Below are 25,862 nucleotides of genomic sequence, written 5' to 3' on the forward strand. Positions count from 1 at the left end.
GTGGAAACACTCGGCGGGTTTTTTGCGTATAAAACACGTCAAATTATTGACATATAATTGTTTGATCTTATGCTTCTAAAATCATCATCTTTAACCATTGGGGCATATAATGAAAAACATTATCGTTTTTATTTTACTATCTTTATTACCTTTTGCGGCGACCGCGCAAACCATTGAAAATAACAAAGACAAAACCGCGACATCAAATTCAGGAAGTAGAAATCAGTCTCAAACGTATGACCCATTATTAATGGGTGGGGCGGCGACTACTGCGGCTGTTGCAACCACGTCCAGCTCATCAGGAAAAACAAAAAACCTTTATTTCGTTCTTGAAGCAGGAAGCTCAACAAATAAATCCGTAACAAGTGGGGATTGGGAAAATTTCCCGGTTACAAACAATTCAGGTGGCGCTTTTGGCGCAACACTTGGCTACCGTGAAATTTTGGAAAATAATTGGCTTTATGGATTTGAATTAAGCGCGTTATCATCATCAGCGTCAAGTTCTGTGGTTGATTGCTGCAATACCCGCACGTTTGATTCCAAATTGATTTCTGGCCTTTATTTAACCGCTGGTAAAGCTATGGGGCAAAATAGAGATCTTATTGCTTATGCATTGGTGGGTATTGGTGCCACTAAAGCGGATAGCATAACCACAGATACCAATGGCGCAACCATTAGCACCTTAGATGAAAATGGGAATGGTTTCTCATTCGGCATGGCCGCAGAATTTAAGCTCAGTGAACAATTCGGCATACGCGTAAAAGCCTTACATAATCTTTATAAGGCCGGTGAAATTGATGAATTAAGAATTCGTGATACGGTCGTTACCGGCGGCCTTGTGATTAATTTCTAGCATCAAACTAATCACCCACCGCAAACACCAATTCACGGTGGGTGAATATTTTCTTACTGATGCGCGGAAAGCACCATTTCTGCGCCTTTTTCTCGGGCAATCTTCAAGGCTTTATAATCATCAGAATTATAAAATGCATCTAATTGACTTTGATCAGGAAATTGAAACACGGCAATATTTGGCAAGGTTATTTCACCCGTTAATATCTGATCGGCCCCTCCCTTAAATAAAAGCTCTCCACCAAAAGATTTAATAATCGGTCCTGCCTCTTGTGAATAAGAGGCAAGTGCGCCAGCATCTTTAATTTTAAAGCGAGCTACGAAATAAGCAGTCATCTGTAAGTTCCTTTGTTATTAACTAGAGCCATTTTTATAAAATTATGCAATTTTTCAGTAAATAAATAGAAATACATATAAAGTATGCTAAATTGCATGGATGAAAAATTGGGATGATATACGCATTTTCCTTGCAGTTGCACGCGCCGGCTCAATCACAGCAGGTGCAAAAATACTCGGACTTGATCAAAGCACTGTGTCCAGACGACTTCAAACTATTGAAGAAAAAATCGGACAAAATTTATTCATCGGAACGGCCAAACGAAACACCCTAAGCCTTACGGGTCAAAAATATTATGATGGCGCTTTAAGATTGGAAAAAGAAGTTGAACAAATCAATCAAACAATTTCCGCACATAATAACGAAGAAACTGGAACCATTCATGTGGTGACAACAGATATTCTTTCGAACCATTTAATACTATCGATCACTTCAGAATTTCTAAAACAGCATCCCAAAATTAATTTGAGAATTCATACACAATCAATTGATCCAAATATGAAGAAAGGCGATGTTGCATTATTTGCGACAAACAACCCCAAGGAAGATTTATTTGGCCGAAAATTAGCAACAGCCACCTTTGCGGCCTATGCATCGCAATCTTACTACGAAAGATATAAAAACGATCAAAATTCAATGGTGTGGTTAAATTGGGATGATGGTGCAGATAATCCAACCTGGCCGGCACTGGCACAGAATATTCCCGATGAAATGTGCAGATTAAGATGCGATTCCGTATCATCCTTACTTGAAGCCGTCCGCATGGGTATTGGTGCAACTATTCTTCCATGTTTTATAGGAGAAAGTGACCCAACTCTTGCAAGGATAAATCCCGATAAAATCGTCAGCAGTCGTGACATATGGCTTTTGGTGCATGCAGATTTACGACAAGTACCCAGAATTCGCACATTTTTGGATTTTTTTGCCGAACACATCAAATCTCAAAAACATATAATCGAAAGTAATTAATTTACGCTAGGCCAATCTAGCTCCATTAGGAACAGGTCGTTCCGGTTGCGCGATGATGACGGCACCATCATCATCATAAAAACCGGTAAGCAGGAATTCCGATTTGATAGGTCCTATTTGCATTGGCGGAAAATTAACCACGCCGACAATTTGGCGGCCAATAAGTTCTTCCGGTTTATAATGAACGGTAATTTGTGCACTTGATTTTTTAATTCCCAGATCTCCACCAAAATCCACCCATACTTTATAGGCCGGCTTTCTTGCTTCCGGAAATTCTTCGGCGCGAACCACCGTTCCTACTTTTAATTCTACCTTTTGAAAATCATCCCAGCTTATTGTGTCACTCATCACTGTACCTTTTTAACATCATAACCTTTATCGCGTAACATTTTGATGACGCCATCATCACCCACAAAATGGGCTGCCCCTGCTACAATCAATGTTGTTTGCTGTTTATTGATCAAATTCTCAATAACAGGGATCCAGCTCTGGTTCCGTTCAATTAGAAGTTTTTGATATACCTCTTCCTGCTTTTTCATGGGAACGATCAAAGTTTCCACCATTTTATCCTCGTCACCATCCGCCCAGGAATTAATCATTCCCATTGTGACTTCTTTGATATCCTGTAATTGCTGAAGTGTATCAATAAGCATGGCTGCCTGAACTTCAAGCGGGTGATCATAAAGTGTCTTCATCTGTGCTTCCAATGTTTCCAGTTCGGAAATTGGAATGTTTTTAGAGGTAGCAATACCATCAATATATTTATCGACACCTGATTCCGGGTTCCACCCTTCCCTAATGATTGCGCTTACGGATAAAGCAACCGATGCAAACCATGGCTTAAAATTGACAACTGATGCCGCCGGAATACCGAATTCAGTTGCTTTTGTTTTCACGAATTCCAATTCTTCTGCACTCATATAATTACCAAGATTATCACCAGGTGTTAACATACCGTTCTGAAGTGTAATTTGCTGCGCTAATCTCTGCTTTTCCGGTGTCATATGAACCTCGAAAACAACTTCGTCGGCGTCATTAACGATATTCTCAATTCTGCCCTCGTACCATTTCACCTCTGGCGGAAGCAGATGAATTGAGCCGAGCATATAAGTTTTTGCCTCGCCCTTTTCAATCAGCCACATGGCTGGCGTCGCATTGATTGTTTCTTGTGCAATAGCAGAAATCACCATTACATGGAAAAAAATGACCGCGATAAACACTCGTTTAAATTTTTGCAATAGACCCATCGTCATAATTCGATTCTTTCGAGATTAATAAAATTTTGATTTCATTGTTAATTTGACTTGTAAATATGTCAACTTATTGTCAAAATTTCTTTTAATTTTAATGCTTTATTTTATTGCTAATTATACTTGCAATCACTTGAAATCCAAGCTATACACCACCCTTCATTGAGCGGTCTGGCCTGTTAGGGCATGCCTATTCGCTCGTAAAGCTTATCGATCTAGGTCGATTATTTATTTAGAAGGAAAGCTAAATGCCCAAATTGAAGACGAAAAGTGGCGCGAAAAAACGCTTCAAACTTACCGCCTCAGGCAAAGTTAAGTCATCACAAGCTGGTAAACAGCACGGTATGATTAAACGCACAAACAAACAAATTCGCAATCAACGTGGTACAACTGTTCTTAGTGACCAGGACGCACGTATTGTGAAAAAATTTATGCCTTACGGTTAATGGAGCAATAACATGGCACACGTAAAACGGGGTACAACAACTAAAGCCCGTCACAAAAAAGTTTTAAAAGCCGCTAAAGGTTACCGCGGTCGTCGTAAAAATACTATTCGCGTTGCGATGCAGGCTGTTGAAAAAGCAGGCCAATATGCATATCGCGACCGTAAAGTTAAGAAGCGCCAATTCCGCGCGCTATGGATCCAGCGTATTAACGCTGCGGCCCGCCTTGAAGGTTTAACATATTCACGATTTATGAACGGCCTAAAATTAGCAGGCGTCGAACTTGACCGTAAAGTTCTGGCTGACATAGCCGTTCGTGAACCAGCAGCATTTAAAGCAATCGCAGAACAAGCAAAATCTGCACTTGCATAAGCTGAACCTCGGTTCAAAAAAATATCAAGTTTGAGGAGCCTGCCGCTTGGCAGTAGGCTCCTTTTTCTTTAAATTCAGTTTAAATTATTTTTATTAAATTATTTGGGTAGGAAACAATGCAGGACCTCCAATCACTGGAAACGGAAATCACCGCGAATATTACCGCGGCTTCAGATATGGATGCGCTAGAGGCGCTCAGGATTGCTGAGCTTGGCAAAAAAGGACGTGTCAGTCTATTAATGCGCGAGCTGGGCAAAATGACTGTCGAAGAAAAGAAAGAATTTGGCCCAAAATTAAATCAACTTAAAAATTCTTTAAATGGTGCCATTGTTAACCGCAAAGAAGAATTAGAAACTGAAGAGCTTAATAAAAAGTTAGAAGAAGAACGCGTTGACATCACCCTTTCACGCGCGAATGAGGAAAACGGTAGCATTCACCCGATCACCCAAGTGATTGATGAAGTAACCGAAATTTTCACTGAAATGGGCTTCAGTGTGGCAGAAGGTCCAGAGATTGAAGAAGATTTCTATAACTTCACGGCGCTTAATATTCCGGAATCACACCCTGCCCGTCAAATGCATGATACATTCTATTTCCCGGAAGACGACGAAGGTAACCGTAAAGTACTTCGCACACATACATCCCCAGTGCAAATTCGTACGATGATGGCGGGTGAACCACCTTACCGCATTATTGCGCCGGGCCGCACATACAGAAACGACAGCGACGCAACACACACACCAATGTTCCATCAGGTAGAAGCCCTTGTGATTGATAAAGATATCCATATGGGTCATCTGAAATGGTGTATTGAGGAATTTGCACGCAAATTCTTTGAAATTGATGACGTAAAAATTCGTTTCCGCCCAAGCTATTTCCCGTTCACGGAACCATCCGCGGAAGTGGACATCGGTTGCTCGTTTAAAGACGGCGAAGTACTTATCGGAGAAGGCGATGATTGGCTCGAAATTATGGGTTGTGGCATGGTCAATGAACGCGTTCTTGAAAATGTAAACCTTGATCCGAAAGAATACCAAGGATTTGCATTCGGTCTTGGTCTTGACCGTATTGCAATGCTTAAATGGGGTATTCCGGATTTACGTGATTTCTTCGCGGCTGATCTTCGTTGGTTAAAACATTATGGTTTCCAAGCATTGGATATCCCGTCACTCAGTACAAGATCCTCAAGCGTAAAGGGGAGTAAATAAAATGAAATTCACACTATCCTGGCTTAAAACATATCTTGATACAGATGCTGATCTGAACACAATTTCTGAAACCTTAACTGCAATTGGACTTGAGGTCGAAGAGGTCAATGACCCAACAGAAGCCCTAAAACCATTCGTAATTGCAAAAATCGAAGAAGCGGTTCAACATCCAAATGCCGATAAATTACGTGTTTGTACTGTTAATAACGGAAGCGAAACAATTCAGGTTGTTTGCGGCGCACATAACGCAAAAACCGGCTTGATCGGTGCATTTGCACCAAATGGCTGCACCATTCCGGATAGCGGAATGAAGCTGAAACCAACCAACATCCGCGGTGTTGATAGTAATGGTATGATGTGTTCCGAACGCGAACTTGGTCTTGGTGATGATCATGACGGCATTATTGAATTGCCGGATGATGCACCTGTTGGCGTGAGTTTTGCGGAATATGCCAAACTGAATGATCCAATGATTGAAATTGCCATCACGCCAAACCATCAGGATGCCCTTGGTGTTTATGGTATCGCACGCGATCTCGCGGCGGCTGGTCTTGGCACCCTAAAAAAACCAGACACATCAAAGGTTGAAGGCAAATTTGAAAGCCCGATTAAAGTGAACATCGAAAGCAATGATGCTTGTCCTGTTTTCGCTGGTCGTTATATCCGCGGCGTTAAAAATGGCCCTTCCCCTGAATGGATGCAACGTCGTCTAATATCACTGGGAATGAAGCCGATTTCAGCGCTCGTAGATATTACAAACTTCCTGACCCACGATTATGGACGCCCGCTTCATGTATTTGATGCCGATAACATCAAAGGCGACCTAACCATCCGTCTATCCAAATCTGGTGAAACGCTCGTGGCACTTGATGAAAAAGAACATACCTTTGACGATGAAGCCTGCATTATCGCTGATGATAACGGCATCAGTTCCATCGGTGGCATCATGGGCGGCGAAAACAGCGGCACTTATGATGATACAACCAATGTATTTCTTGAATGCGCGTGGTTTGATCCAATCCGCACGGCGATGACGGGTCGTAAACTGAATATCGAAAGTGATGCCCGTTACCGTTTTGAACGCGGTGTTGATCCGGCTACTGTTGAAGATGGTATTGAACTTGCAACACGCCTTATTCTTGATATGTGTGGTGGTGAGCCAAGCGAAGTGTACCTCGCAGGTGAAGCCCCAACCATTAGCAAAACTTTGACGATGCGTCCGGAACGTGTCGCTGAACTTGGTGGTGTTGACATTGAAAAATCGGACGTTATTTCAATTCTAGAACGCCTTGATTTCAAAGTTGAAGATAACGGTGCAACACTTGAGGTCACAACACCATCATGGCGCTGTGATATCGACCGCGAACCTGACCTGGTTGAAGAAGTATTACGTATCCACGGTTATGATAAAATCCGTGTTGAGCCATTACCGGCTTCATCACGTGATATTGTCACTGGCCTTAACCCGATGCAACGCCGCATTCGTATGGCGAAACGCACAGCGGCTGGCCTTGGTTTACGTGAAGCTGTGACATGGTCATTTATCCCGAGTGAGCATGCAAAAATTTTCGGCGATCTCGCATCAAATATGGTTCTGGATAATCCGGTTAGTTCTGATTTGGATGCCATGCGCCCTAACCTGCTTCCGAACCTGATTACGGCGGCTGGGCGTAATGTGGACCGTGGTTTTAAAAATGTTGCGCTTTTTGAAGCTGGCAATCAATTCCTGTCCGATACACCAGAAGGACAACAATATGTGCTTGCTGGTATTCGTCGCGGTGAAAATCATGACCGTCACTGGAAAGATGCACCGTCATCTGTTGACGTATATGATGCTAAGGCAGACGCAATGGCAATCCTTAAGGCTATCGGCGTAAATGCCGATAATGCACAGGTCGTTGCGGAAGCACCAGATTGGTATCACCCGGGCAGAAGCGGTGTTATTCGTCTTGGCCCTAAAAATATTATGGCGTATTTCGGTGAAATTCACCCGGCCGTTCTTAAAAAGCTTGATGTGACCGGTCCACTGATTGGTTTTGAAATTATGCTTGGCAACATTCCATTACCAAGGTCAAAATCTGGCAACAGCCGTGGGCCGCTTAAATCATCTGATTATCAAGCGGTTGAACGTGATTTCGCATTTGTTGTTGATAAAGATCTGCCTGCTGAACAGATTATAAAAGTAGTAGGCAGTGCTGATAAAAAGCTTATCGATAACATTAATGTCTTTGATGTTTATTGGGGTAAAGGCATCGATGATGATAAGAAATCTGTTGCTGTTAATGTGCGTTTCCAACCAATGGACCGCACCATGACAGATGATGAAATCGAATCACTAAGACAGAAAATTATCGATCTTGTCGCGAAAAAAGCAGGCGGAACACTAAGGTAGCCGCCGTTTTTAAGAGATAACGTTATATATTAACCATATATAAAGATCATGTTATTATAGTACCCACAGTAGAAATTTCGAGTGGGTACTATTTACAATGGCCGGACAAGAAGAACAAAAAGTTCCAATGAAATGGCGCATGAAAGCCTGGTGGGAGGGCTATGACCTTGATGATGTCAGGGCAGCGTTAGCCAGTGGCAACGACGTTGAAGAAGAACTTCAGAAACAGGCTGAGCCAGAACCAAAGTTGGAAACGGAAACGCGGGAATTAGAAGGCCGCACTCCGGACGCTCTTGTTTGGGATAATCAGCGACTTGAAACCGCACAACTTATATGGGGTGAGGGTTATTGTGGTCCTGGTGGTTCCGAATATGTGACCAGTATGTCAAAACTTCTTGGTATGACCCCTAAAATGAGTGTCGCCGTTATTGGCGCTGGTCTTGGTGGACCCTCACGAGTTCTCGCCGAAGAGTTTGGTGCATGGATCACTGGTTTCGAAGAATCTGAACAACTCGCCGAAAGAGGTATGGAACTTTCCACCAAAGCGGGCCTTGAAAGCAAAGCCCCTATTCAGCATTACGATCCAAACGGTAAAAACCCCTTTGAAAGAACGTTTGACCGCGCCTATTCCAAAGAGGCCTTATACACGGTTGATGATAAACCAAGACTATTAAAAAGTGTTTTTGAAAACTTAAAAGACAGCGGTCTTTTCCTGATTAACGATTATACGCTCGCAAGTATGGATTCTCTTGGTAATAAAGACGTTCAGAAATGGTTACGTCAGGAACCGACACAACCATTCCCAATTCCTAATGAAATCATGGAACAACTGCTGACTGATTGTGGTTATGTGCTGCGCGTAAACGAAGACATCACAGATCAATATATCGATATGATTGCTCGCAGCTGGGCTGGTGTCAGTGACGTGATTGAAAGCCTTCATAATCATCCTGAAGATAAATCTGAAACCATTCAAAGATTGGTAAAAGAGGCAGAATTCTGGATGCTCAGATCAAAGATTATGAAAGAAGGACACGTCAGAGCATGGCGTTTTCTGGCGTATAAGCCCTCTGAGATTAAATAATCGGCAATTATCGTTGTAATTTCTCATAAATATAGCTCAGCAGACTTGTATGTTATGGCTAACTAATGATAAAAGCCCCTTCATGACAGATTTATCGCACATAAGAAATTTTTCCATCGTTGCCCATATTGACCATGGGAAATCGACCCTTGCTGACCGTATGATTCAATTCTGCGGCGGATTATCCGACCGTGAAATGAAGGAACAGGTCCTTGATAACATGGATATCGAGCGCGAACGCGGCATTACTATTAAAGCACAAACGGTGCGTTTGGAATATACCGCGAAGAACGGCGAAACTTATGTGCTAAACTTAATGGATACACCGGGCCATGTTGACTTCTCTTACGAAGTAAGTCGCTGTCTTTACGCCTGCGAAGGATCAATCCTTGTTGTTGATGCCAGTCAGGGCGTAGAAGCACAAACCCTTGCCAATGTATATCAGGCAATCGACAATGATCACGAACTGGTTCCAGTGTTAAATAAAATCGATCTGCCCGCCGCAGAGCCAGAACAGGTTCGTGCCCAGATCGAAGATGTGATCGGTATTGATGCATCCGGCGCCATCAGCGTTTCTGCGAAAACCGGTGTCGGCATCGAAGAAATGATGGAAAGCATTGTTGAAATTCTACCTCCACCTGAAGGGGATGATACGGCACCGTTAAAAGCACTGCTTGTGGATAGTTGGTATGACACATACCTTGGGGTGATGGTTCTTGTGCGCATCATTGATGGCAAGCTTAAAAAAGGCATGCGTGTGAAAATGATGAATGCGGATTCGGATCATCTTATTGACCGTGTCGGCGTCTTTAAACCAAAAGATACTCTTGTTGATGAACTTGGCCCGGGCGAAGTTGGTTTCTTCACTGCCTCCATTAAAGAAGTATCACAAACACACGTTGGTGATACGGTTACCGAATTTAAAAATGAAACCCCCGAAGCCCTTCCCGGCTTTAAACCAGTTCAAAGTGTGGTTTTCTGTGGATTATTCCCTGCGGATGCTGCGGACTTCGAAGCCCTTCGCGAAAGCATGCATAAATTGCGCCTTAATGATGCCAGTTTCGAATTTGAAACCGAAACATCAGCGGCCCTTGGATACGGTTTCCGTTGTGGTTTCCTCGGTATGCTTCATCTGGAGATCATCCAGGAACGCCTGATGCGTGAATTTGATCTTGATATCATCACTACATCACCAAGCGTTATTTATAAACTTCACATGAATAAAGGCGAAGTCACTGAACTGCATAATCCGGCCGATATGCCGGATGTGACCCTAATCAGCCATATGGAAGAACCATGGATCAAGGCAACAATACTTGTGCCCGATGAATATTTGGGTGCGGTTCTTACTCTTTGTCAGGAAAAACGTGGCGAACAAATCGAGCTCACATATGCCGGCACCCGCGCCATGGTTGTTTATAGCTTGCCTCTAAACGAAGTTGTTTATGATTTCTATGACAAGCTCAAATCAATCACACGTGGATATGCCAGTTTCGATTATCAAATGGATGAATATCGCGAAGGCGACCTTGTAAAACTTTCCATTCTCGTAAATGCAGAACCTGTTGATGCGCTTAGTATGATGGTGCACCGTAGTCAGGCCGAATATCGCGGTAGAGCGCTTTGTGAACGCTTAAAAGACCTAATCCCACGCCAACTGTTTAAAATTCCAATTCAGGCAGCCATTGGCGGAAAAATCATCGCCCGTGAAACCATCAGCGCCATGCGTAAAGACGTAACCGCCAAATGTTATGGCGGTGACATCAGTCGTAAACGCAAGCTGCTTGAAAAACAGAAAAAAGGTAAGAAGAAAATGCGCCAATACGGGAAAGTGGATATCCCGCATGAGGCCTTCATCGCCGCTCTTAAAATGGGCGACGATAAGTAGGCTATTCGCTTTTTTCTTCACTTTTGCATGTTCTGATCCCAAGCGCCGTATAGATCGGACAGGAACTTAAAATCCCTGTTAACAGGAATATAGCACCAAGCCATCCCCATGGGCCGACCGTTCCTGAATAGGCAAGATACATTAAGAGTGCCCCAAGGATAATTCTGGCTAAACGATCAATCGATCCGACATTTGCTTTCATAACATTTTCCTATGTTTAATTTCATATAAGCCGTTATGTAACGAAATCACCAAAAGCTGAATTGATCAAAATCAAAAATTTACCAAAACCACAAAAAAAATCCCGACTGATATTTCAGACGGGATTTTCTATAAATCTTTATTGCCTTAACGATTAATAATCGTCATTTGGCTCCAGGATTTGACGGCCACGATATTTACCTGTGCTTAGGTCAATGTGGTGACGACGGCGAAGCTCACCGCTTTCCTGGTCTTCCACATATGTGTCAACGCTTAAACTGTCGTGTGAACGACGGTTACCACGACGGTGTGGTGATACTTTTCTCTTTGGAACTGCCATTTTATTTTCCTAATATCTTAAAAGACCACACTTAAGGGTCCTGAATCTCAAAAACAGTGTCTTATCGTTAAACTTGGGTCTAATGTCAAGTGTTTCTTGGAAAATCGAACGAATATTAGGCAATCTTTGCTAAAATGTCTTTCGAAACATAAATGGAAACAACAGACCAAAGAATAATAGCGTAAAAATCGCCGGGAGTCGCAATAAAGAATTCAAAAGATCATGCCATGCGCCACTTGAAGTCTCCGATTCTAAATGTACAATTCCTGAAATTTGAACAACATCAAATAATGATATCCAGCCTTCGCTATTTCCCTCAAGCAATCTTAAACCTTCCGCGCCCATAACCATGAACATCAGGCAGAGTGAAATATATCCAATTAACCGTCCTATGATCATGATTGCTCCCTCTGAACATCACACTAACGCCTCACGATTATCAATAAAAGAGGGAAAATAAAGAAACTGTGCAAAAAACTTGCGTCATTTCAAAAGAACGTTATATTGCGCCCTTGATACTGATCAAAGGAGAGGTGGCCGAGCGGTTTAAGGCGCACGCCTGGAAAGTGTGTTGAGCGCAAGCTCTCGAGGGTTCGAATCCCTTCCTCTCCTCCAGCACTTCGAGAAACCCCACAATACTAGGGTTTTCCCCATTATTGGGAAACCTCCACCGCTTTTCTGCTACACAAACTGCTACACAGGATGTGTTATGAGACAGAATAGACACCCGCACTTATACAACCGAAACGGTCAATATTATTTCAGATACCGTTTCAATAAAGAAGCCTCCACCGCCCTCTTCCGACAAGAAATCTGGAAATCCCTCAACACCAGCGATATAGACAAAGCCGCAGAAAAATGTCTAAGATTAAGCAGGAACGCAAAATCACTCGAACAAATGGTGGGGGCAATGGATCACAACAAAGAGCTATCCAAAGAAATAGTAGATGATTTAATTCAAGTTTACTTCCAAGAGGAATACGAGCAACGAGAAGTCTTGCTTGGCCTAGATATGTCAGTACCAAATTTCGACATTGATCATGAATTGTCCGATGAACAAAAAATCAAAATGAGTATGCCAAAGAAATAATAAGTGGCTCATTTTCTGAAGGCACTATTTACAATGCAAAAGAGTTGTTGGAAGAACATGAATATAATTATCCAAAACCTAGTGCATTAAAACGACAGTTGTTAATGGGAATAGCGCGTGCTAACGCTGAAATATATCGCATTTACATTGAAACTTTAAAAGGCAACATCGCCGAAAGAAAGATCAAAGACGACCTGTTTAAAACTCAACACGGTGAAATAGATGGAGTGATTTCGCTTTCATTTAGCCGTGATCCCAAAGAACTTTTACTTTCTACTAAGATCACAGAATTTATTGCTGAAAAACGATCTACTTGGAAAGGGAAGACAGCATATGAAATGGAGAAGAACCTCCAAGTTATGGTCGATATTCTAGGTGATAGACTTATAACCAGACTAACGCGTCCAGTTATGAAAGAAGTATGGAGTACAATTCCGTGGATACCAGTCAGCATGAATAACTATGACAAGTTCGATGGTCTAACTATTCAAGAAGCCATAGAATTAGATGAAGGCGAAACGGCACCTGCACCTGCCACCGCAAAGAAGAAATGGGGTTTTATAAAAACGTTCGTTACATGGCTGATAGATGAAGAAGGCTTGCGCCCAAACTTGGTTTCTGGTCTACACATTAAAGACAAAACCATAAAAAAAGACAAACGAGAGGTGTTTACTACTGCCGAGTTGAAGGCGTGGTTTAACTGCCCTTATTATACTGGCATCAAATCACCAGGAAAAGTAAACTCCCCCGGCAAGAATATCTATCGGGACGTTTATTTCTGGGCACCAGTTATTACAATATATTCAGGCATGAGACCTGCCGAACTCTTTCAAATGGAAATTTGTGACGTGAAACAAGAGAGTGGTATTTGGTATTTTGATGTTAATGATACCTCTAACAATGACATTGTGAAATCATTAAAATCCAAAGCAGCCGCGAGAAGAATACCAATCCACAAAGAGCTAATTAGATTGGGCTATCTTGATTTCCTAAACTCCCGCAAGGAAGATGGTAATGTCAGAATATTTGATGAAATCAAACGTAGCAAAAAAGGGAAAATGGAAACGGGGACTTATTCAGATTTGTATGGCCGTAAATTTACTGAGGATTTGAAGCGGTTAAATTTAAAACGAAAGGGTCTTGTTAACTATTCCTTACGGCATAATTTTATTAATGCGTTACACAAGGGGGGAGGCAATAGTGAGGACAGAAAGTTTCTTTCTGGCCACGCACAAGCTGACCAAGATGATACCTACCTTAAAGACGACCTTAAGCTTTTAAAGAAATGCATTGACCTAGCGGAATATGACTTAAATCTTGACCATTTAATTGAGAAGTAGATTGATAGTAAAAACAAGAAATGATATATTAAGCAAGCACAAGGAAAACAATTGTCAGTAAAAATAAATGCCCAACCTAGTGCAATTAATTGCAATGATTATTCCCTTAACAAGCACGGAATAATTCCTGATCACATAGATTGGGAAGACCATATAAGTAAGAATACTAAGTATAGTGATATACTAGCTTATACATATACTAGACATACATATCCTCATGCTACTGTTGGCTTCCTAAAACCCCGCATAGACAAACTAAAAGTCAAATGGGAAGAGACCCATATCAACTTCACTAAAGACATTGTGGGGGCTGCTTTAGACCTCCTACCAAACCCAATTACGCTTGATCTGGATGATATATCCCCTATCACCTGCAAATACCATTTCAAGAAAACTGGCGGCTCTAAGGAGGTTAATAAGATATCAGGAAATGTATATCCTTCGAAGAAGGCAGGAACATCATTTAATGCCCTCTATCCTTCCATTTCTCAATATGATCTGGCCCAAAATCTCTGACCGTAGTAACTGAACCGTTGGATGTAGTCTTCAACTCAAATGGCAAGGACGCACCTTCAAACTCAAGATGGGCATCTATTCCTGAACGTCCTTCATTCTCATCTTTAGTTAAACCGAATAAACGGAGTAAAGCTAGCACAGATCAATAAACTAGACGCAGATGAGTTTGCGCTTAAAATGAAGTCGATTTTGGGAGGACTTCAAAGAGAAGGCTTAAAAACCATTAGAGAGATAACCTTTTCAACGCGGCCATAATATGCCGCCTGAATTAACAAGTTTTGTGCTTCTATGGATGAAGTATCCAACAAAAACTCTGGCCAGAGCAAATCCGCCTGTTCGTATTTTGCAAGCCACATAGCGCTAGACCATGCCGTAAATCCATTTGGTGTCATTTGTTCAGCTCTGGCGCCCTTTTCCAACAATAATTTTGTGGTTTCAGCAGTACCATATTGTGCCGATAACATAAGCGGCGTTAAATGATTACCATCAACATTGGTTGACTGATTAACATTAGCCCCAAGCGAAATTAACTTTGACATCAATTCAAGATCATTCTGGGTTATTGCGGACCAAAGCGGTGTCAGATTATTTCGGTCTAATTCCTGAAAATTCGTTTTTTTGTATGCGGTTGCTATCTTTTGAATAAGTTCATCTGAAGCATCGCTTTTAAGAATTTCATTTATCAGGTGGCCGGGTAACCTGCGAGTTTCTTGCTGGTTATCAAATATAACCGCATCCGTATCCAATAAATCTTCTAGTGTGTCATATTCATTTAAAGACTGATATATATTCGCATAAGGCACCAAACCAGTCGGAAGTTCATTTTCAACGACATTACCATAAAGTTGGTTCAACACATCTTGATGCGCAATGTAGGCTATATGATCCACATTATTTTTCTGGCGTTCCTTTAAATCGTTATAGTCACAAAATAAGCATCTGTATTTTTGCCGGATCGCCATTTTGTCATCTTGGCGGTCAATTTGGCGTCGTATTTGTTTAATTGTATTTTTAAAGGCGGCACTTTCGGTTTTATAATGATCCTGACTTTCCACGCGGAATAATTCAGTACCATATGAATTATATAGCACCATTGTACCTTTAAAAGGTTTTGCAACAATCTTAACTTCGGATGTTCTGGCACCCGATGAATATTGGGATCGCATGCCCCTCGCTGTATCGGTGACCCGTTCACGTCTGGAACCCAAATCACCTGCTGCACGCTTTGATGCCGCATCCTCACCAACCAGTTCTTCCAAATTTCTAGCATCAACGTCAAATTGAATATAATTTTCGTCCGTTGCAAAAAAATATAGATAGAAATTTGTATTGCGCGAAATATCAAATGGCTGAACGGCCGTAAAATTCTTGCTTAACTCTTTTATGAAATGTTCTTCATCTCTTTTGCTTTGCTCTACCATAATATATGAGAGCGTCGCATCAAATTTCCGCGCATGCGCCACCGGAAAAAGGAATACAAATGCCAAAAGACACATCACAATTTTTTGAATATTTCGCATCATGGACACCTCAACCTTCGCCGATGATTATATGATAAGCATCAAAAATGCAGAAATCAAAATTCTAAATCACGCTTCACATATTCGTGATTACACTTGAATTGAGTGAAGCATAATTTTATCGGAAACTTAATTATGCATTTTGCACCAACTATAATTTAAGTTGCATACATATCACTTTTGATGTACTGTTTCTACAATTAATTGATAACAATCTTATTATAGTTGTAATAAAAAATAATATACAACCAAAATAAATGATAACATAAATAGATTAGATCAATTTTTTTGAGGGGCAAAATGACATTAGTAAAATACGTATCAAAATGGTTTGGGCCGGCCATGATCATGATATTATCCTTGGGGGGTAACGTGGTCATGGCCGATCCATTATCTGACACACGTAATATCCTTAAAGAATGGGTTGAAACCGAAAAAGCAATCTCGCAAGAACAATCATCATGGGCTGAAGAAGAACAATTGCTGAATGATGTCCTTTCTTCACTTGGGCAAGAAGAACGTATCTTACGTGAAACCATTGATAACGCGAAACAGGATACATCACGTGTTGACCAGGAACGTTTGGAACTCATTGCCAAACGCGAAGAGTATCAGGGTAATTCCGCCATCATTCAGGAAAGACTTTCCTTATTCGAACGACAGGCAATCCAGCTTGTTAACAGACTACCGACTATTTTGCGTGATGAAATGGGTCCACTTATCAATAGATTAAACCTGATCAATTCCGGCCAATATTCACTTAGTGAACGTGCACAAAACCTCATAAATATTTTAAGCACAATACAAGATTTTGATAATTCCATTACTGTCACACGAGAGGTAAGAGAAATTCCATCAGGTGAACGGATCGAGGTAAAATTATTATTTATCGGGCTTTCCAATGCTTACTATGCCGATGAAGCAGGAAGAACAGCAGGTGTCGGCTCGCCATCCAATAATGCCGATGGCACCGGTTGGGTTTGGCAAGAACAAGCAGGTCTATCTGGTGACATATTGAATGCCATTGATATTTATGAAAACCGCGAAAGCCCTGCATTGGTTCAATTACCACTTACTCTGGATCAGGAGTAAGCAATGAATAAAATCAAAATACTCGCTATACTCATTCTTTCTTTTCTCGCCTTTTTTCAAAGCAATGTCATCGCGCAAGAACTTACCGAGGTCCAGACATCAGCACAGCGTGATCTGCTTGCCGCAATTGACAGGCTAAATCAATTAAGAGATCAAATCGCAGAAGAACGTATTCCGCTATCAAGGCGCATATCATCACGTGAAAACAGCATTCTTTCCCTAAGAAGTGAAGCCGCAAAAATCCAAGCGGCCAATGACGCAAATACGCTCGCGCTTGAGGATATCCGAAACGACTTACAAGAATGGGAAGAAGAAAACAATTTCCTGACCAGCTTGCTTGATGAATATGCAAGACGTTTTGAAGGAAGCCTTAATGTAACAGAACGTGAAAACTATAAAAATGATCTTGCGGCTTTTAATGCACTAGACCCCAATCAAACCGGTGAAAATAGAATATCTGTCCAACTGGAATTAATCGATAAGGGATTTGCAAGAATGCGCCGCGCATTAGGCGGTGACCAATATCAAAGTGAAGTGATTACAGAAGACGGCATTTTAAGCCCGGGGCAAGTAACAAGATTTGGTCCCCTTGCTTATTACCAAAACACATCATCAGATATAAGCGGAATGGTCATTTCTGGTGAAGGAGAAATCCCGCATCTTTTTACCGATACATCGGGTTTAGGAGAAATTAGCAACATCAATTCTGAAGGTCAGACGATTTTACCAATAGATGTCACAAACGGTAAAGCCATCAGCATAGAAGATAGTGATGACAGCCTGTTCGAACATATTGGTAAAGGTGGCATCTGGATCATTCCGATTTTATTATTTGCCGGCCTTTCAACAATTGCATCAATCATAAAATTAAAACAGATTTATCGAATTAAAATGCCTGAACGCGGCAGCTTACATGATGTTCTTTCATCACTTGTAAATGGTGATAAAAACGCAGCCGCAACCGCAGCAGATCAGATCCCTTACCCCATCGGTGATATGATCAAACAAGGCGTCAATCATGCTGACGAAAATAAAGAACTGGTTGAAGAGATCATGTATGAAAGCATGCTTGATACCCAACCAAGGCTTGAAAAATATCTTTCGCTTATTGCCATTAGCGCCGCAACAGCACCATTACTGGGGTTGCTCGGCACAGTAACCGGAATGATCAATACATTTGAATTAATCACATTATTCGGTACGGGCGATGCGCAATCATTATCATCCGGTATATCGGAAGCCCTTATCACCACAGAATTTGGGTTGATCGTGGCGATCCCTGCATTGATCATGCACGCGATGTTAAGCCGGAAAGTACAAGCCATTATGACCGATATGGAAAAATTTGCGGTTATATTTGTGAACGGCTTACCGAACAAGAGACGTTAATATGGAGCAACTAACAGATTTCATATCTGAATTTTTCACGCTATGGCAAAGCGGTGGAATTTTGATGTGGCCGCTTCTTATAATTGCGATTTTTATGTATTCAAACATCTTTGACTTATTTTCAAGGTTGTCCGGTTATCAATATGACGAAGGATATGATGATTTAAAATCGGATATTCTTGAAAAATGCGACAATAAAAAAACACTCAAGGAAAGGATTTTGATTATAAAATCAGACCACTTACCGGTTCTGAATAATCGTCTTCATTTTCTAACCATTCTGGTTGGTGTTTCCCCGTTGATGGGGCTGCTTGGTACCGTGATGGGCATGCTAAGTACATTTTCACTAATGAATGATGTCGGCGTTAAAAAGGCAGACCTGATGGCAGGCGGCATATCCGAAGCTTTGATCACCACACAAATAGGTTTAATCATCGCAGTACCCGCGCTTGTGATGCTTGTCTTATTAAGATCCAAAAGAGACAAGCTTAATAACTTTTTTGAAAAACTAGAAAGCGAATGCAATAGATCATTGATGCAATCATCAGAGGTGCATCAATGAAACGGCGGCTTTTTTTAAATATGGAAAATAAACCAAGCGAAATTAACATATCACCACTGATTGATATTGTATTTATATTGTTGATTTTCTTTATTGTGACCACAGTATTTTTTGAAGAAACCGGTGTAGAGGTAAATAAACCACAGGCCATTTCACAACAAGATTTGGAAAGCAAATCCATCATGATCGCGATCACCGCCGATGGTCAGGTTTTTTATGGTGGCCGAAATATCGGCGTCGTCGGGGTCCGTAATTTGGTGCGCCGCATGTCATCCCGTGAAGCACAACCTGTTATCTTACAAGCCGATGCGCAAGTTCCGACGGAGCTATTGATAAAAGTACTGGATGAAGCAAAGCTAGGTGGCGCATCCAACGTTAATGTTTCAACAAGAACGGGAGGGTAAATTGGCAAACACACTCCCTAAATTCAAATATCAATCCAGCCCCATTCGAGTAACATTCTATGCGCTACTCTTTTCGCTAATATTGTTTTTATTATTGCCGCTTTCAAAACTATTTCAAAATTATCCGGCACCGGAAGAAACAATGCGTAGCGTAGAGCTTGTGACACCGCCACCGCCGCCGCCACAACAACAAATAGAGCGCGAAGAAGAAATTCCGATTGAAGAAATAGTGGATATCCAAACAGAAAAAGCAGAAATTGAACTTGAACCACTGGATGTGCAGATTGATGCCAGCCTAGAAGGCGACCTAACAATCAAGATCGATGTTGGTAGTTTTAAAGTAAGCCAAGGCGCGGAAGGTTTCGCCGCAGAGATTAAAATGTTTCAACTTTCTGAACTTGATGGCATTCCCATGAGCGTTAATGACCCACTGTTTAGAACACCACCAGAACTGGAAAGAAGTCGTGATGAAGCCGTAGAGGCTGAAGCTTTGGTCATTCTAAATGAATTTGGTGAGGTTCAGTTTATTCAATTTATTTCCTTAAGCCATCAGGAAGCCAACGAAGCCACAAGAGAATACATTGAAAAATTAAGATACACGCCGCCAACAAAAGATGGTGAAGTTGGCCGAGTTAGATTCAGATTACCTATTCGTATTCCGCTTCTATCTTTCCAAGACCGTAGAGAAATAGAATTTAAAGATCGCAATGGACAAAACAACAGTGCAAAGCAGAATAACTGAGGAATAATATGTTTAAGATTTCAAAAACATATCTGATTACATTAATGGCTGCTATTTTTTTTCTTGCGCCCGTTCCCGCTTTTGCCCAGCTTTTCCCCTTATCAGAAAATGATTGGGACAATCCGGAATTTGTAGAAAGATATCTTGGTTCCTACGGCGTCGATACTGAATTAAGCCCTGAAATATCCTTAAATGAATCAACTATTTTAAGCGATCTTCTCCCCTTTATCGAAGATGATATTGAAAATGGTATTTTTTATCTTGAACCGAAATTAAAAGCGGATAGCTCACCCGTTTTAGATTATATGTTGGGGCAGCTTTATCTTGAAAATCAGCAAGCCGAAGAAGCAATTCCCCATTATAACAATGCTATTCGTAAATTCCCAAATTTTCTAAGGGCATATAAAAATGTATCAATTGCCTATATGCAACTTGAAAATTGTGAAGGGGCATACCCCAATCTGAACAAAGTTCTTGAACTGGGACAAGGGGACGGCCTTATATACGGTATGCTTGGCTATTGTTATTTAAAAGATGAAAAATTCAGCCAAAGCTTAAGTGCCTATATCGACACCGCGGATATTCTTGTCAGCCGTAATAACATGAGCATGGGCGCATCAAGAGGTGGCAGCAATAACATCGTGCCTTCCATTCCCCGTGCTCCTAATCCAAAAGCAAATATGACCATTCATTTATTTGAAGAAAAGCCGGATGGCATTTCATATGATGCTGTAACTTTGGTAAAAGCGCTAAAATCAGAATATCAAATTGCCTTAAATCCTTAACAATTAGCGTCTAAATTGCACCTCTTAACGTTTAAGTAAGAATTACTTCTTAAGTTAACTTTCCAGTATAGCGAGTAATAGTATATAGTAGTGGTATGAGTTTAGGGGAGAAAATCTGGCATAATATTAAAAATCGTGACCTTATGGTCATTATTCTTACGACCATATTATGCTATACACTCATAAAAATCAGTTATCATGCGTTGGTTTTCGAGGGGTTTTCTTCCCCCATTTGGCCAGTGACTGGTATCAATCTTGCGCTTGTTTTATTGATCGGATATCGCATCTGGCCAAGTATTCTGTTAGCAAGTTTTCTATCATATATAAATTTTGAATTGTTGTTCTCCGGATCCTCATTTAGTGAAGCCACTTCAGTTGCTATTTACTATGTTCCTTTTAATAATATTTTGCATGCAGTCGGTGGGGCATGGGCGCTCAAACGATTAAAATTATTCCCTAACGACTATAGTTCAGCCAAAGATATTTTATATTTTTACCTTGTAGCAGGATGCTTCCCTGCATTCCTAGGCAGTACATTTGGTAATATTAATGCATTATATTTCAATGTAATAACAACCGAAGAATTTATTAGAGAATGGTGGCATTGGTGGCTCGCAGATGTAGGTTCAGTAATCATTTTTACCACAATTACACTAGCAATATTTCAGTTTCCTAAAAACCGTAACATTATAGTATCGACTATAACTTTCATCGCGTTTCTTATTGCGTATGCACTTTTCATTGTAGAGCAAAAATGGGATAGAGACCGCCTTACATTAATCTTCGAACAACGCGTAGCAAATATAGAAGAAACTATTAAAGGTTCCAATGATACATATAGATCACTTTTAAATGTTATGAATAGTGTTGCGAATAATCCTGCCGGTTTCTCAAGGGAAAGTTTTCTTATGTTAGCGCATTCTATACTTCCGCGAAATCCGCATATTAATAATGTCAACTGGAATGTGATGGTATCACATGAAAACCTTGAGCAATTTAAAGATGAATATAACCGCGAATACGGTCTTAATGTTCAGTTATTTGAAATGCATCAAGGCAATCGACGCATCATATCCGACCGTGAAAATTATATTTTCGCTAAGTATTTTGCATCTCGCACATTCGAAGGAAATAATATTGTATATGATTTACTAATTGATGAAGAAAGAAAAAAAGCCTTCCAATACTCAATGGAACATAATGCCATTGCAGTAACCGCTCCAGTTCAAGCGCCAGATGAAAATGGTAATTCACTTTTACCTTTTTATTTAGCAAACATTCATGACGGCAAAATGAGTGGTTTTGCTACTATAGTTATAAATCTTGGTTCATTGATGAGTGATATTTTAAACAGCCAAGATTCTGAAGGAATTGAGATAATAATTTCAGATATAACTGAAGAAAATAATCCAGTTACTTTCTTCCAGTCTTCATCAAACATAAATAGTAACTTAGAAAAAATTGAAGTAAACATCCCAATGTTTAATAGAACATGGAAGATGTCCGCATATAAAAAACAAGACTTCATTATTAATGAACGATCAGAACAATCAGTCATTATTGGTTTCGCCGGAATGATAATCGCTTCATTGATTGCCATAGGTATTACAATTATTACGGGACAAGGCATTTTTCTTGAAACCAAAGTACATGAAAGAACAAAAGCGTTGGAAAAAGCGAACAGCGCAAAATCCGAATTTATGGCAAATATGAGCCATGATTTGAGGACGCCACTTAATGCTATTATCGGGTTTTCTGAGATTATGAAGAACCAGTTATTTGGTAGAATAAATAACACCAAATATAATGAGTATATTTCTGATATTCATAAATCCAGCCAATTTTTACTTGAATTGATTAATGATATTCTTGATTTATCGGCACTCGAAGCAAATAAGAAAACATTAACAAAAGAAAAAATAAACTTAAAAGAACTGATTAATGATCAAATCAGCACATTATCCCCACTAATTTCCCAAAAAGATCTAATTTTTAGTTTTGAGTACGATGATAAATCTCCCCAAATTGAATGTGACCGAAAAGCGATCAATCAGATCATAATCAACCTGCTTTCCAATGCGATCAAATTTACAGGTAAAGGCGGCAAAATTGGCATCAATGTCTATCCCCGTGATGAACATATTACGATCGATATTTCAGATACCGGTGAAGGTATCGAAAAAGAAAACATTGAGTTAATTTTACAACCCTTTACACGTTTAAATGACGATCCATTACTTTCAAACGAAGGTACAGGTTTAGGGCTATCAATTGTAAATGAACTTGTTAAACTTCATAATGGATATTTGCAAATTGACAGCGAACCCGGTAAAGGCACGGTTGTTTCAATTAAATTACCGGCTTAATAAATTATCCACAAATTCAGGAACTATTTTGGTCGCAGGGCCGTATATCCCATGCGTAAATTGATGCGCATTTAAAGATGGTTCAAGATTTAGTTCAACCGTTTGGGAAGCCGGATTCTGTATTACAACCTGCACAAAACCTGCTGCAGGATACACATTTCCGGATGTCCCGATAGAGATAAAAAGACCGCATTTTAATAGTGCATCTTCAATTTCCGGCATCATCAATGGCATTTCACCAAACCAGACAACATGCACGCGAACGGTACCAGTTGAATGACATTTTGGGCATTCTGAATGCACGTCCATATCACCTTCCCATGGGAAAACGTCAGCACAATTTGTGCATCTGCCTTTTAATAATTCCCCGTGCATATGAATGATGTCTGTTGATCCACCACGCTCATGTAGGTCATCAACATTCTGTGTAACCAGTGTAACACCACCCGGCCATTCATCCTGTAATCGTTTAATGGCAAAATGTGCGTCATTTGGCTGAACGGACGGGGCCAGTAACTTTTCTTTGCGTTTATTATAAAATGAATGAACCACATCAGGCTGATTTTCAAAGGCAACGGGGCTAGCGACTTCTTCAACCCGAATGCCTTTCCAAAGTCCCCCTTCACCGCGAAATGTTGCAAGGCCGGATTCTTGTGAAATACCGGCCCCTGTTAAAATAACAATCGGCGTATCTTTTGAAATTTCGATCATTCAGAAGCCATCTTTGAATGACGATAAGCTTCGCCATTTAAAATCTTGATAGTGTCTTTTTCTAAACTTTCACGGGGTGTTTCAACAATCCTGTTTAGCTCTTTACCGTTTTTATAAAATATAAAAGTCGGTGTGTTGGTAATGCCCATACCATCGATTTCACCGTTCGGCGCTTGCTTATTTCTATCAAGGGCGATCATTTCAATATTGGCGTTATGACCATTGATGATTTTGTAAAATCTTGGTACTTCGCGTTTGCTATCATGACACCAGGTACCCATGACGACTTTAACCTCGACACCTTGCATAAGCGCATCAAGATCCGCGAGTGATGCTTTATCAACTTCATATTCACCCGCGCTTTTATTATACCATTCTGAATATGGTGCTTCTTGTAACTGTTCTGGACCAATCACCCCTAACAGGTCCGCATTTTCATCATTGGCCGTCACCGCAGAAATGCTGAATAGAAATCCCATAATGAATGTCATAAAAATTTTCATAATATACCCTTTTTATCGCGACAAATTTATGTGCGCGATTATAATCTGACTTTTCTTAATGTCACAACGCCTATATCAAGAAATGGAAATAATTATGTCTGATGTCATCGGTAGAATAAAAACAAATTTTGGTGAAAATACCGTTCTTGAAGGCGATCAAATTTCAAATAGGGCCACAAGCTATTGGGATCCAACCCCCATTTCAGCGAAAGCCATTATTCGCCCCAGTTCAACCGAGGAAACATCCAACATATTATCGATGTTAAATGAAGAAGGCCAAATTGTCGTGACCCACGGCGGTTTAACAGGATGCGCCATGGCCGCCAACACCACCCCGGATCATGTGGCCCTCTCATTAGAAAAAATGAACAAAATCATCGAAATTGACGAAATCGGCGGCACCATAACATTAGAAGCCGGAGCCATTTTGGAAAATGTGCAAAATGCGGTGGCGGAAAAAAGATTTTATTTCCCGCTTGATCTTGGCGCCCGTGGAAGCTGTACGGTCGGCGGTAATGCCGCCACCAATGCCGGTGGCATTAATGTGATCCGTTACGGCATGATGCGTAACCATATTCTAGGGATGGAAGCCGTTCTTGCTGATGGCACTATTCTTTCATCAATGAATAAGGTCATCAAAAACAACAGCGGTTATGATTTAAAGCAATTATTCATCGGCACAGAAGGCACATTAGGTGTCATCACAAAACTGATTGTGAAACTAGAAACAGCCCCCAAAAGCCTTGAAACCGCGATGGCATCCTTAAGCAGTTTTGAAAAAGTAACTGATTTTTTAAACCTGATGAAAAAAGAAACCGCAAGCCGCCTTACCGCGTTTGAGGTCATGTGGGGGAAATATTATGACGCCGTCACAGGTCCTGATGGTCATAAGCCTCCAATGAACCGGAATGCGTCATACTACGTCATTACCGAATGCAGTGGTTCTGATCCAGAAAGCGATCAGGCAATCTTTATGAACGCTCTCGAAAAAGCGATTGAACAAGGCATCATTGATGATGCCATCATTTCAAAGTCCGAAAAAGAACGTAAAGCAATATGGACCGTTCGTGAAGGGTTCGAACCTATTTTAGAAAATAAGCCGATATTCCTATACGACATCAGCCTACCAATCCCTAAAATGGACGATTACATTCAAAATATTGAAAAAGAGTTGCTCAGTGAATGGAATGATGCCGATATTTATGTCATCGGTCATATCGGTGATGGCAATCTGCATCTTTTTATCTGTCCAAATCAAGGGGACGAGACACTTCATCATAAATCAAATGAGATTATTTATGGCCATTTAAGAAAAATTGGCGGTGCCGTTTCAGCAGAACATGGCATAGGACTTGAGAAAAAAGAATGGCTTTCTTACTGTCGCAGTGATGCTGAAATATCACTAATGAGACTGTTAAAACGTACATTGGACCCCAAAAACATTCTAAATCCTGGTGTGATATTCGATTTGGATAATTTTTAGTATATTTTTTCTGTCATTTCTGA

28 protein-coding genes and 1 tRNA gene are annotated in these 25,862 nt (G+C 40.7%); 20 read left to right on the plus strand and 9 right to left on the minus strand.

All coding sequences use genetic code 11. The features are described from left to right. Positions 1-109: 109 nt before the first annotated feature. Entirely contained in the window at positions 110-853 is a 744-nt protein-coding gene (locus KW060_RS13730) for an outer membrane beta-barrel protein (protein WP_249035959.1), read from the plus strand. Positions 854-906: 53 nt separating this feature from the next. Here KW060_RS13730 and KW060_RS13735 read toward each other — a convergent pair whose 3' ends face one another. Beyond that, a complete protein-coding gene (locus tag KW060_RS13735) occupies positions 907-1,188 on the minus strand; it encodes a DUF1330 domain-containing protein (RefSeq protein ID WP_249035960.1) in 282 nt (93 codons plus the stop codon). A gap of 100 nt (positions 1,189-1,288) precedes the next feature. Between KW060_RS13735 and KW060_RS13740 the strand changes: the two genes are divergently transcribed. Beyond that, positions 1,289-2,158 carry a LysR family transcriptional regulator gene (locus tag KW060_RS13740; protein WP_249035961.1) on the plus strand — a complete coding sequence of 290 codons (870 nt, stop codon included), beginning with the start codon at positions 1,289-1,291 and terminating at the stop codon, positions 2,156-2,158. A 6-nt stretch (positions 2,159-2,164) separates the two neighbouring features. Here KW060_RS13740 and KW060_RS13745 read toward each other — a convergent pair whose 3' ends face one another. Together KW060_RS13745 and KW060_RS13750 are read right to left on the minus strand one after the other, a co-directional pair. Beyond that, the gene (locus KW060_RS13745) at positions 2,165-2,506 is read right to left on the minus strand and encodes a tRNA-binding protein (protein ID WP_249035962.1); all 342 of its coding nucleotides are present in this window, start codon (positions 2,504-2,506) and stop codon (positions 2,165-2,167) included. Next, positions 2,506-3,411: a TraB/GumN family protein gene (locus KW060_RS13750; protein ID WP_249035963.1), complete on the minus strand. Its 906-nt coding sequence runs from the start codon at positions 3,409-3,411 to the stop codon at positions 2,506-2,508. Before KW060_RS13750 ends, KW060_RS13745 begins: the two co-directional genes overlap by 1 nt. 245 nt (positions 3,412-3,656) lie before the next feature. Here KW060_RS13750 and rpmI point away from each other — a divergent pair, with 245 nt between their 5' ends. From rpmI to lepA, 6 genes are all read left to right on the plus strand, one after another. Then, on the plus strand, positions 3,657-3,854 hold the full coding sequence (gene rpmI / locus KW060_RS13755; protein ID WP_249035964.1) for a 50S ribosomal protein L35: 198 nt from the start codon (positions 3,657-3,659) through the stop codon (positions 3,852-3,854). Between the two features lie 12 nt (positions 3,855-3,866). After that, on the plus strand, positions 3,867-4,223 hold the full coding sequence (gene rplT, locus KW060_RS13760; RefSeq protein ID WP_249035965.1) for a 50S ribosomal protein L20: 357 nt from the start codon (positions 3,867-3,869) through the stop codon (positions 4,221-4,223). Positions 4,224-4,339: 116 nt separating this feature from the next. Then, positions 4,340-5,431, plus strand: coding sequence for a phenylalanine--tRNA ligase subunit alpha (pheS, locus tag KW060_RS13765; RefSeq protein ID WP_249035966.1), 1,092 nt, complete (start codon positions 4,340-4,342; stop codon positions 5,429-5,431). A 1-nt stretch (position 5,432) separates the two neighbouring features. Continuing rightward, positions 5,433-7,823: a phenylalanine--tRNA ligase subunit beta gene (gene pheT / locus KW060_RS13770; RefSeq protein ID WP_249035967.1), complete on the plus strand. Its 2,391-nt coding sequence runs from the start codon at positions 5,433-5,435 to the stop codon at positions 7,821-7,823. A gap of 97 nt (positions 7,824-7,920) precedes the next feature. Continuing rightward, positions 7,921-8,907, plus strand: coding sequence for a methyltransferase domain-containing protein (locus tag KW060_RS13775; RefSeq protein ID WP_249035968.1), 987 nt, complete (start codon positions 7,921-7,923; stop codon positions 8,905-8,907). 82 nt (positions 8,908-8,989) lie between these two features. Next, complete coding sequence (lepA, locus tag KW060_RS13780) at positions 8,990-10,795, plus strand: translation elongation factor 4 (RefSeq protein WP_249035969.1); 1,806 nt, start codon at positions 8,990-8,992, stop codon at positions 10,793-10,795. Between the two features lies 1 nt (position 10,796). Here lepA and KW060_RS13785 read toward each other — a convergent pair whose 3' ends face one another. From KW060_RS13785 to KW060_RS13795, 3 genes are all read right to left on the minus strand, one after another. Beyond that, entirely contained in the window at positions 10,797-10,997 is a 201-nt protein-coding gene (locus KW060_RS13785) for a YgaP family membrane protein (protein WP_249035970.1), read from the minus strand. Between the two features lie 153 nt (positions 10,998-11,150). Next, positions 11,151-11,336 (minus strand): 50S ribosomal protein L32, encoded by a 186-nt coding sequence (rpmF, locus tag KW060_RS13790; RefSeq protein WP_249035971.1) that lies wholly within the window; start codon positions 11,334-11,336, stop codon positions 11,151-11,153. Positions 11,337-11,465: 129 nt separating this feature from the next. After that, positions 11,466-11,735: a hypothetical protein gene (locus KW060_RS13795; RefSeq protein ID WP_249035972.1), complete on the minus strand. Its 270-nt coding sequence runs from the start codon at positions 11,733-11,735 to the stop codon at positions 11,466-11,468. A gap of 128 nt (positions 11,736-11,863) precedes the next feature. Here KW060_RS13795 and KW060_RS13800 point away from each other — a divergent pair. From KW060_RS13800 to KW060_RS13815, 4 genes are all read left to right on the plus strand, one after another. Continuing rightward, positions 11,864-11,951: transfer RNA gene (locus tag KW060_RS13800), tRNA-Ser, on the plus strand. A gap of 94 nt (positions 11,952-12,045) precedes the next feature. Beyond that, entirely contained in the window at positions 12,046-12,426 is a 381-nt protein-coding gene (locus KW060_RS13805) for a DUF6538 domain-containing protein (protein WP_249035973.1), read from the plus strand. A 47-nt stretch (positions 12,427-12,473) separates the two neighbouring features. Next, positions 12,474-13,766 (plus strand): site-specific integrase, encoded by a 1,293-nt coding sequence (locus KW060_RS13810; RefSeq protein ID WP_249035974.1) that lies wholly within the window; start codon positions 12,474-12,476, stop codon positions 13,764-13,766. A gap of 51 nt (positions 13,767-13,817) precedes the next feature. Then, on the plus strand, positions 13,818-14,282 hold the full coding sequence (locus KW060_RS13815) for a hypothetical protein (RefSeq protein ID WP_249035975.1): 465 nt from the start codon (positions 13,818-13,820) through the stop codon (positions 14,280-14,282). Between the two features lie 200 nt (positions 14,283-14,482). On the opposite strand, the gene KW060_RS13820 is transcribed toward KW060_RS13815, so the two are convergent. Further along, the gene (locus KW060_RS13820; RefSeq protein ID WP_249035976.1) at positions 14,483-15,802 is read right to left on the minus strand and encodes an ankyrin repeat domain-containing protein; all 1,320 of its coding nucleotides are present in this window, start codon (positions 15,800-15,802) and stop codon (positions 14,483-14,485) included. A 300-nt stretch (positions 15,803-16,102) separates the two neighbouring features. Here KW060_RS13820 and KW060_RS13825 point away from each other — a divergent pair, with 300 nt between their 5' ends. From KW060_RS13825 to KW060_RS13855, 7 genes are all read left to right on the plus strand, one after another. Next, entirely contained in the window at positions 16,103-16,894 is a 792-nt protein-coding gene (locus tag KW060_RS13825; RefSeq protein WP_249035977.1) for a DUF3450 family protein, read from the plus strand. Positions 16,895-16,897: 3 nt separating this feature from the next. Then, the gene (locus tag KW060_RS13830; RefSeq protein ID WP_249035978.1) at positions 16,898-18,283 is read left to right on the plus strand and encodes a MotA/TolQ/ExbB proton channel family protein; all 1,386 of its coding nucleotides are present in this window, start codon (positions 16,898-16,900) and stop codon (positions 18,281-18,283) included. A gap of 1 nt (position 18,284) precedes the next feature. Continuing rightward, entirely contained in the window at positions 18,285-18,845 is a 561-nt protein-coding gene (locus KW060_RS13835) for a MotA/TolQ/ExbB proton channel family protein (RefSeq protein ID WP_249035979.1), read from the plus strand. Further along, positions 18,842-19,249 carry an ExbD/TolR family protein gene (locus KW060_RS13840; RefSeq protein WP_249035980.1) on the plus strand — a complete coding sequence of 136 codons (408 nt, stop codon included), beginning with the start codon at positions 18,842-18,844 and terminating at the stop codon, positions 19,247-19,249. The genes KW060_RS13835 and KW060_RS13840 overlap by 4 nt, the downstream gene beginning before the upstream one ends. A 1-nt stretch (position 19,250) precedes the next feature. After that, positions 19,251-19,991: an energy transducer TonB gene (locus tag KW060_RS13845; RefSeq protein ID WP_249035981.1), complete on the plus strand. Its 741-nt coding sequence runs from the start codon at positions 19,251-19,253 to the stop codon at positions 19,989-19,991. An 8-nt stretch (positions 19,992-19,999) separates the two neighbouring features. After that, positions 20,000-20,776 carry a tetratricopeptide repeat protein gene (locus KW060_RS13850; protein ID WP_249035982.1) on the plus strand — a complete coding sequence of 259 codons (777 nt, stop codon included), beginning with the start codon at positions 20,000-20,002 and terminating at the stop codon, positions 20,774-20,776. Positions 20,777-20,871: 95 nt separating this feature from the next. After that, entirely contained in the window at positions 20,872-23,142 is a 2,271-nt protein-coding gene (locus KW060_RS13855) for an ATP-binding protein (protein ID WP_249035983.1), read from the plus strand. Here KW060_RS13855 and KW060_RS13860 read toward each other — a convergent pair. Both KW060_RS13860 and KW060_RS13865 read right to left on the minus strand, forming a co-directional pair. Then, on the minus strand, positions 23,131-23,853 hold the full coding sequence (locus KW060_RS13860) for an NAD-dependent deacylase (protein WP_249035984.1): 723 nt from the start codon (positions 23,851-23,853) through the stop codon (positions 23,131-23,133). The two genes, KW060_RS13855 and KW060_RS13860, sit on opposite strands and share 12 nt — an antisense overlap. Continuing rightward, positions 23,850-24,356: a thioredoxin family protein gene (locus tag KW060_RS13865; RefSeq protein ID WP_249035985.1), complete on the minus strand. Its 507-nt coding sequence runs from the start codon at positions 24,354-24,356 to the stop codon at positions 23,850-23,852. Before KW060_RS13865 ends, KW060_RS13860 begins: the two co-directional genes overlap by 4 nt. 94 nt (positions 24,357-24,450) lie before the next feature. Between KW060_RS13865 and KW060_RS13870 the strand changes: the two genes are divergently transcribed. Continuing rightward, positions 24,451-25,839 (plus strand): FAD-binding oxidoreductase, encoded by a 1,389-nt coding sequence (locus KW060_RS13870; protein ID WP_249035986.1) that lies wholly within the window; start codon positions 24,451-24,453, stop codon positions 25,837-25,839. Positions 25,840-25,862 lie beyond the last annotated feature (23 nt).

Source organism: Pseudemcibacter aquimaris, assembly GCF_028869115.1.
GTDB lineage: Bacteria > Pseudomonadota > Alphaproteobacteria > Sphingomonadales > Emcibacteraceae > Pseudemcibacter > Pseudemcibacter aquimaris.

Excerpts from the sequence above, each read along its gene's own strand:
- KW060_RS13730 (WP_249035959.1), top strand. The coding sequence starts at position 110 with ATGAAAAACATTATCGTTTTTATTTTACTATCTTTATTACCTTTTGCG.
- KW060_RS13735 (WP_249035960.1), bottom strand. The coding sequence starts at position 1,188 with ATGACTGCTTATTTCGTAGCTCGCTTTAAAATTAAAGATGCTGGCGCA.
- KW060_RS13740 (WP_249035961.1), top strand. The coding sequence starts at position 1,289 with ATGAAAAATTGGGATGATATACGCATTTTCCTTGCAGTTGCACGCGCC.
- KW060_RS13745 (WP_249035962.1), bottom strand. The coding sequence starts at position 2,506 with ATGAGTGACACAATAAGCTGGGATGATTTTCAAAAGGTAGAATTAAAA.
- KW060_RS13750 (WP_249035963.1), bottom strand. The coding sequence starts at position 3,411 with ATGACGATGGGTCTATTGCAAAAATTTAAACGAGTGTTTATCGCGGTC.
- rpmI (WP_249035964.1), top strand. The coding sequence starts at position 3,657 with ATGCCCAAATTGAAGACGAAAAGTGGCGCGAAAAAACGCTTCAAACTT.
- rplT (WP_249035965.1), top strand. The coding sequence starts at position 3,867 with ATGGCACACGTAAAACGGGGTACAACAACTAAAGCCCGTCACAAAAAA.
- pheS (WP_249035966.1), top strand. The coding sequence starts at position 4,340 with ATGCAGGACCTCCAATCACTGGAAACGGAAATCACCGCGAATATTACC.
- pheT (WP_249035967.1), top strand. The coding sequence starts at position 5,433 with ATGAAATTCACACTATCCTGGCTTAAAACATATCTTGATACAGATGCT.
- KW060_RS13775 (WP_249035968.1), top strand. The coding sequence starts at position 7,921 with ATGGCCGGACAAGAAGAACAAAAAGTTCCAATGAAATGGCGCATGAAA.
- lepA (WP_249035969.1), top strand. The coding sequence starts at position 8,990 with ATGACAGATTTATCGCACATAAGAAATTTTTCCATCGTTGCCCATATT.
- KW060_RS13785 (WP_249035970.1), bottom strand. The coding sequence starts at position 10,997 with ATGAAAGCAAATGTCGGATCGATTGATCGTTTAGCCAGAATTATCCTT.
- rpmF (WP_249035971.1), bottom strand. The coding sequence starts at position 11,336 with ATGGCAGTTCCAAAGAGAAAAGTATCACCACACCGTCGTGGTAACCGT.
- KW060_RS13795 (WP_249035972.1), bottom strand. The coding sequence starts at position 11,735 with ATGATCATAGGACGGTTAATTGGATATATTTCACTCTGCCTGATGTTC.
- KW060_RS13805 (WP_249035973.1), top strand. The coding sequence starts at position 12,046 with ATGAGACAGAATAGACACCCGCACTTATACAACCGAAACGGTCAATAT.
- KW060_RS13820 (WP_249035976.1), bottom strand. The coding sequence starts at position 15,802 with ATGCGAAATATTCAAAAAATTGTGATGTGTCTTTTGGCATTTGTATTC.
- KW060_RS13825 (WP_249035977.1), top strand. The coding sequence starts at position 16,103 with ATGACATTAGTAAAATACGTATCAAAATGGTTTGGGCCGGCCATGATC.
- KW060_RS13830 (WP_249035978.1), top strand. The coding sequence starts at position 16,898 with ATGAATAAAATCAAAATACTCGCTATACTCATTCTTTCTTTTCTCGCC.
- KW060_RS13835 (WP_249035979.1), top strand. The coding sequence starts at position 18,285 with ATGGAGCAACTAACAGATTTCATATCTGAATTTTTCACGCTATGGCAA.
- KW060_RS13840 (WP_249035980.1), top strand. The coding sequence starts at position 18,842 with ATGAAACGGCGGCTTTTTTTAAATATGGAAAATAAACCAAGCGAAATT.
- KW060_RS13850 (WP_249035982.1), top strand. The coding sequence starts at position 20,000 with ATGTTTAAGATTTCAAAAACATATCTGATTACATTAATGGCTGCTATT.
- KW060_RS13855 (WP_249035983.1), top strand. The coding sequence starts at position 20,872 with ATGAGTTTAGGGGAGAAAATCTGGCATAATATTAAAAATCGTGACCTT.
- KW060_RS13860 (WP_249035984.1), bottom strand. The coding sequence starts at position 23,853 with ATGATCGAAATTTCAAAAGATACGCCGATTGTTATTTTAACAGGGGCC.
- KW060_RS13865 (WP_249035985.1), bottom strand. The coding sequence starts at position 24,356 with ATGAAAATTTTTATGACATTCATTATGGGATTTCTATTCAGCATTTCT.
- KW060_RS13870 (WP_249035986.1), top strand. The coding sequence starts at position 24,451 with ATGTCTGATGTCATCGGTAGAATAAAAACAAATTTTGGTGAAAATACC.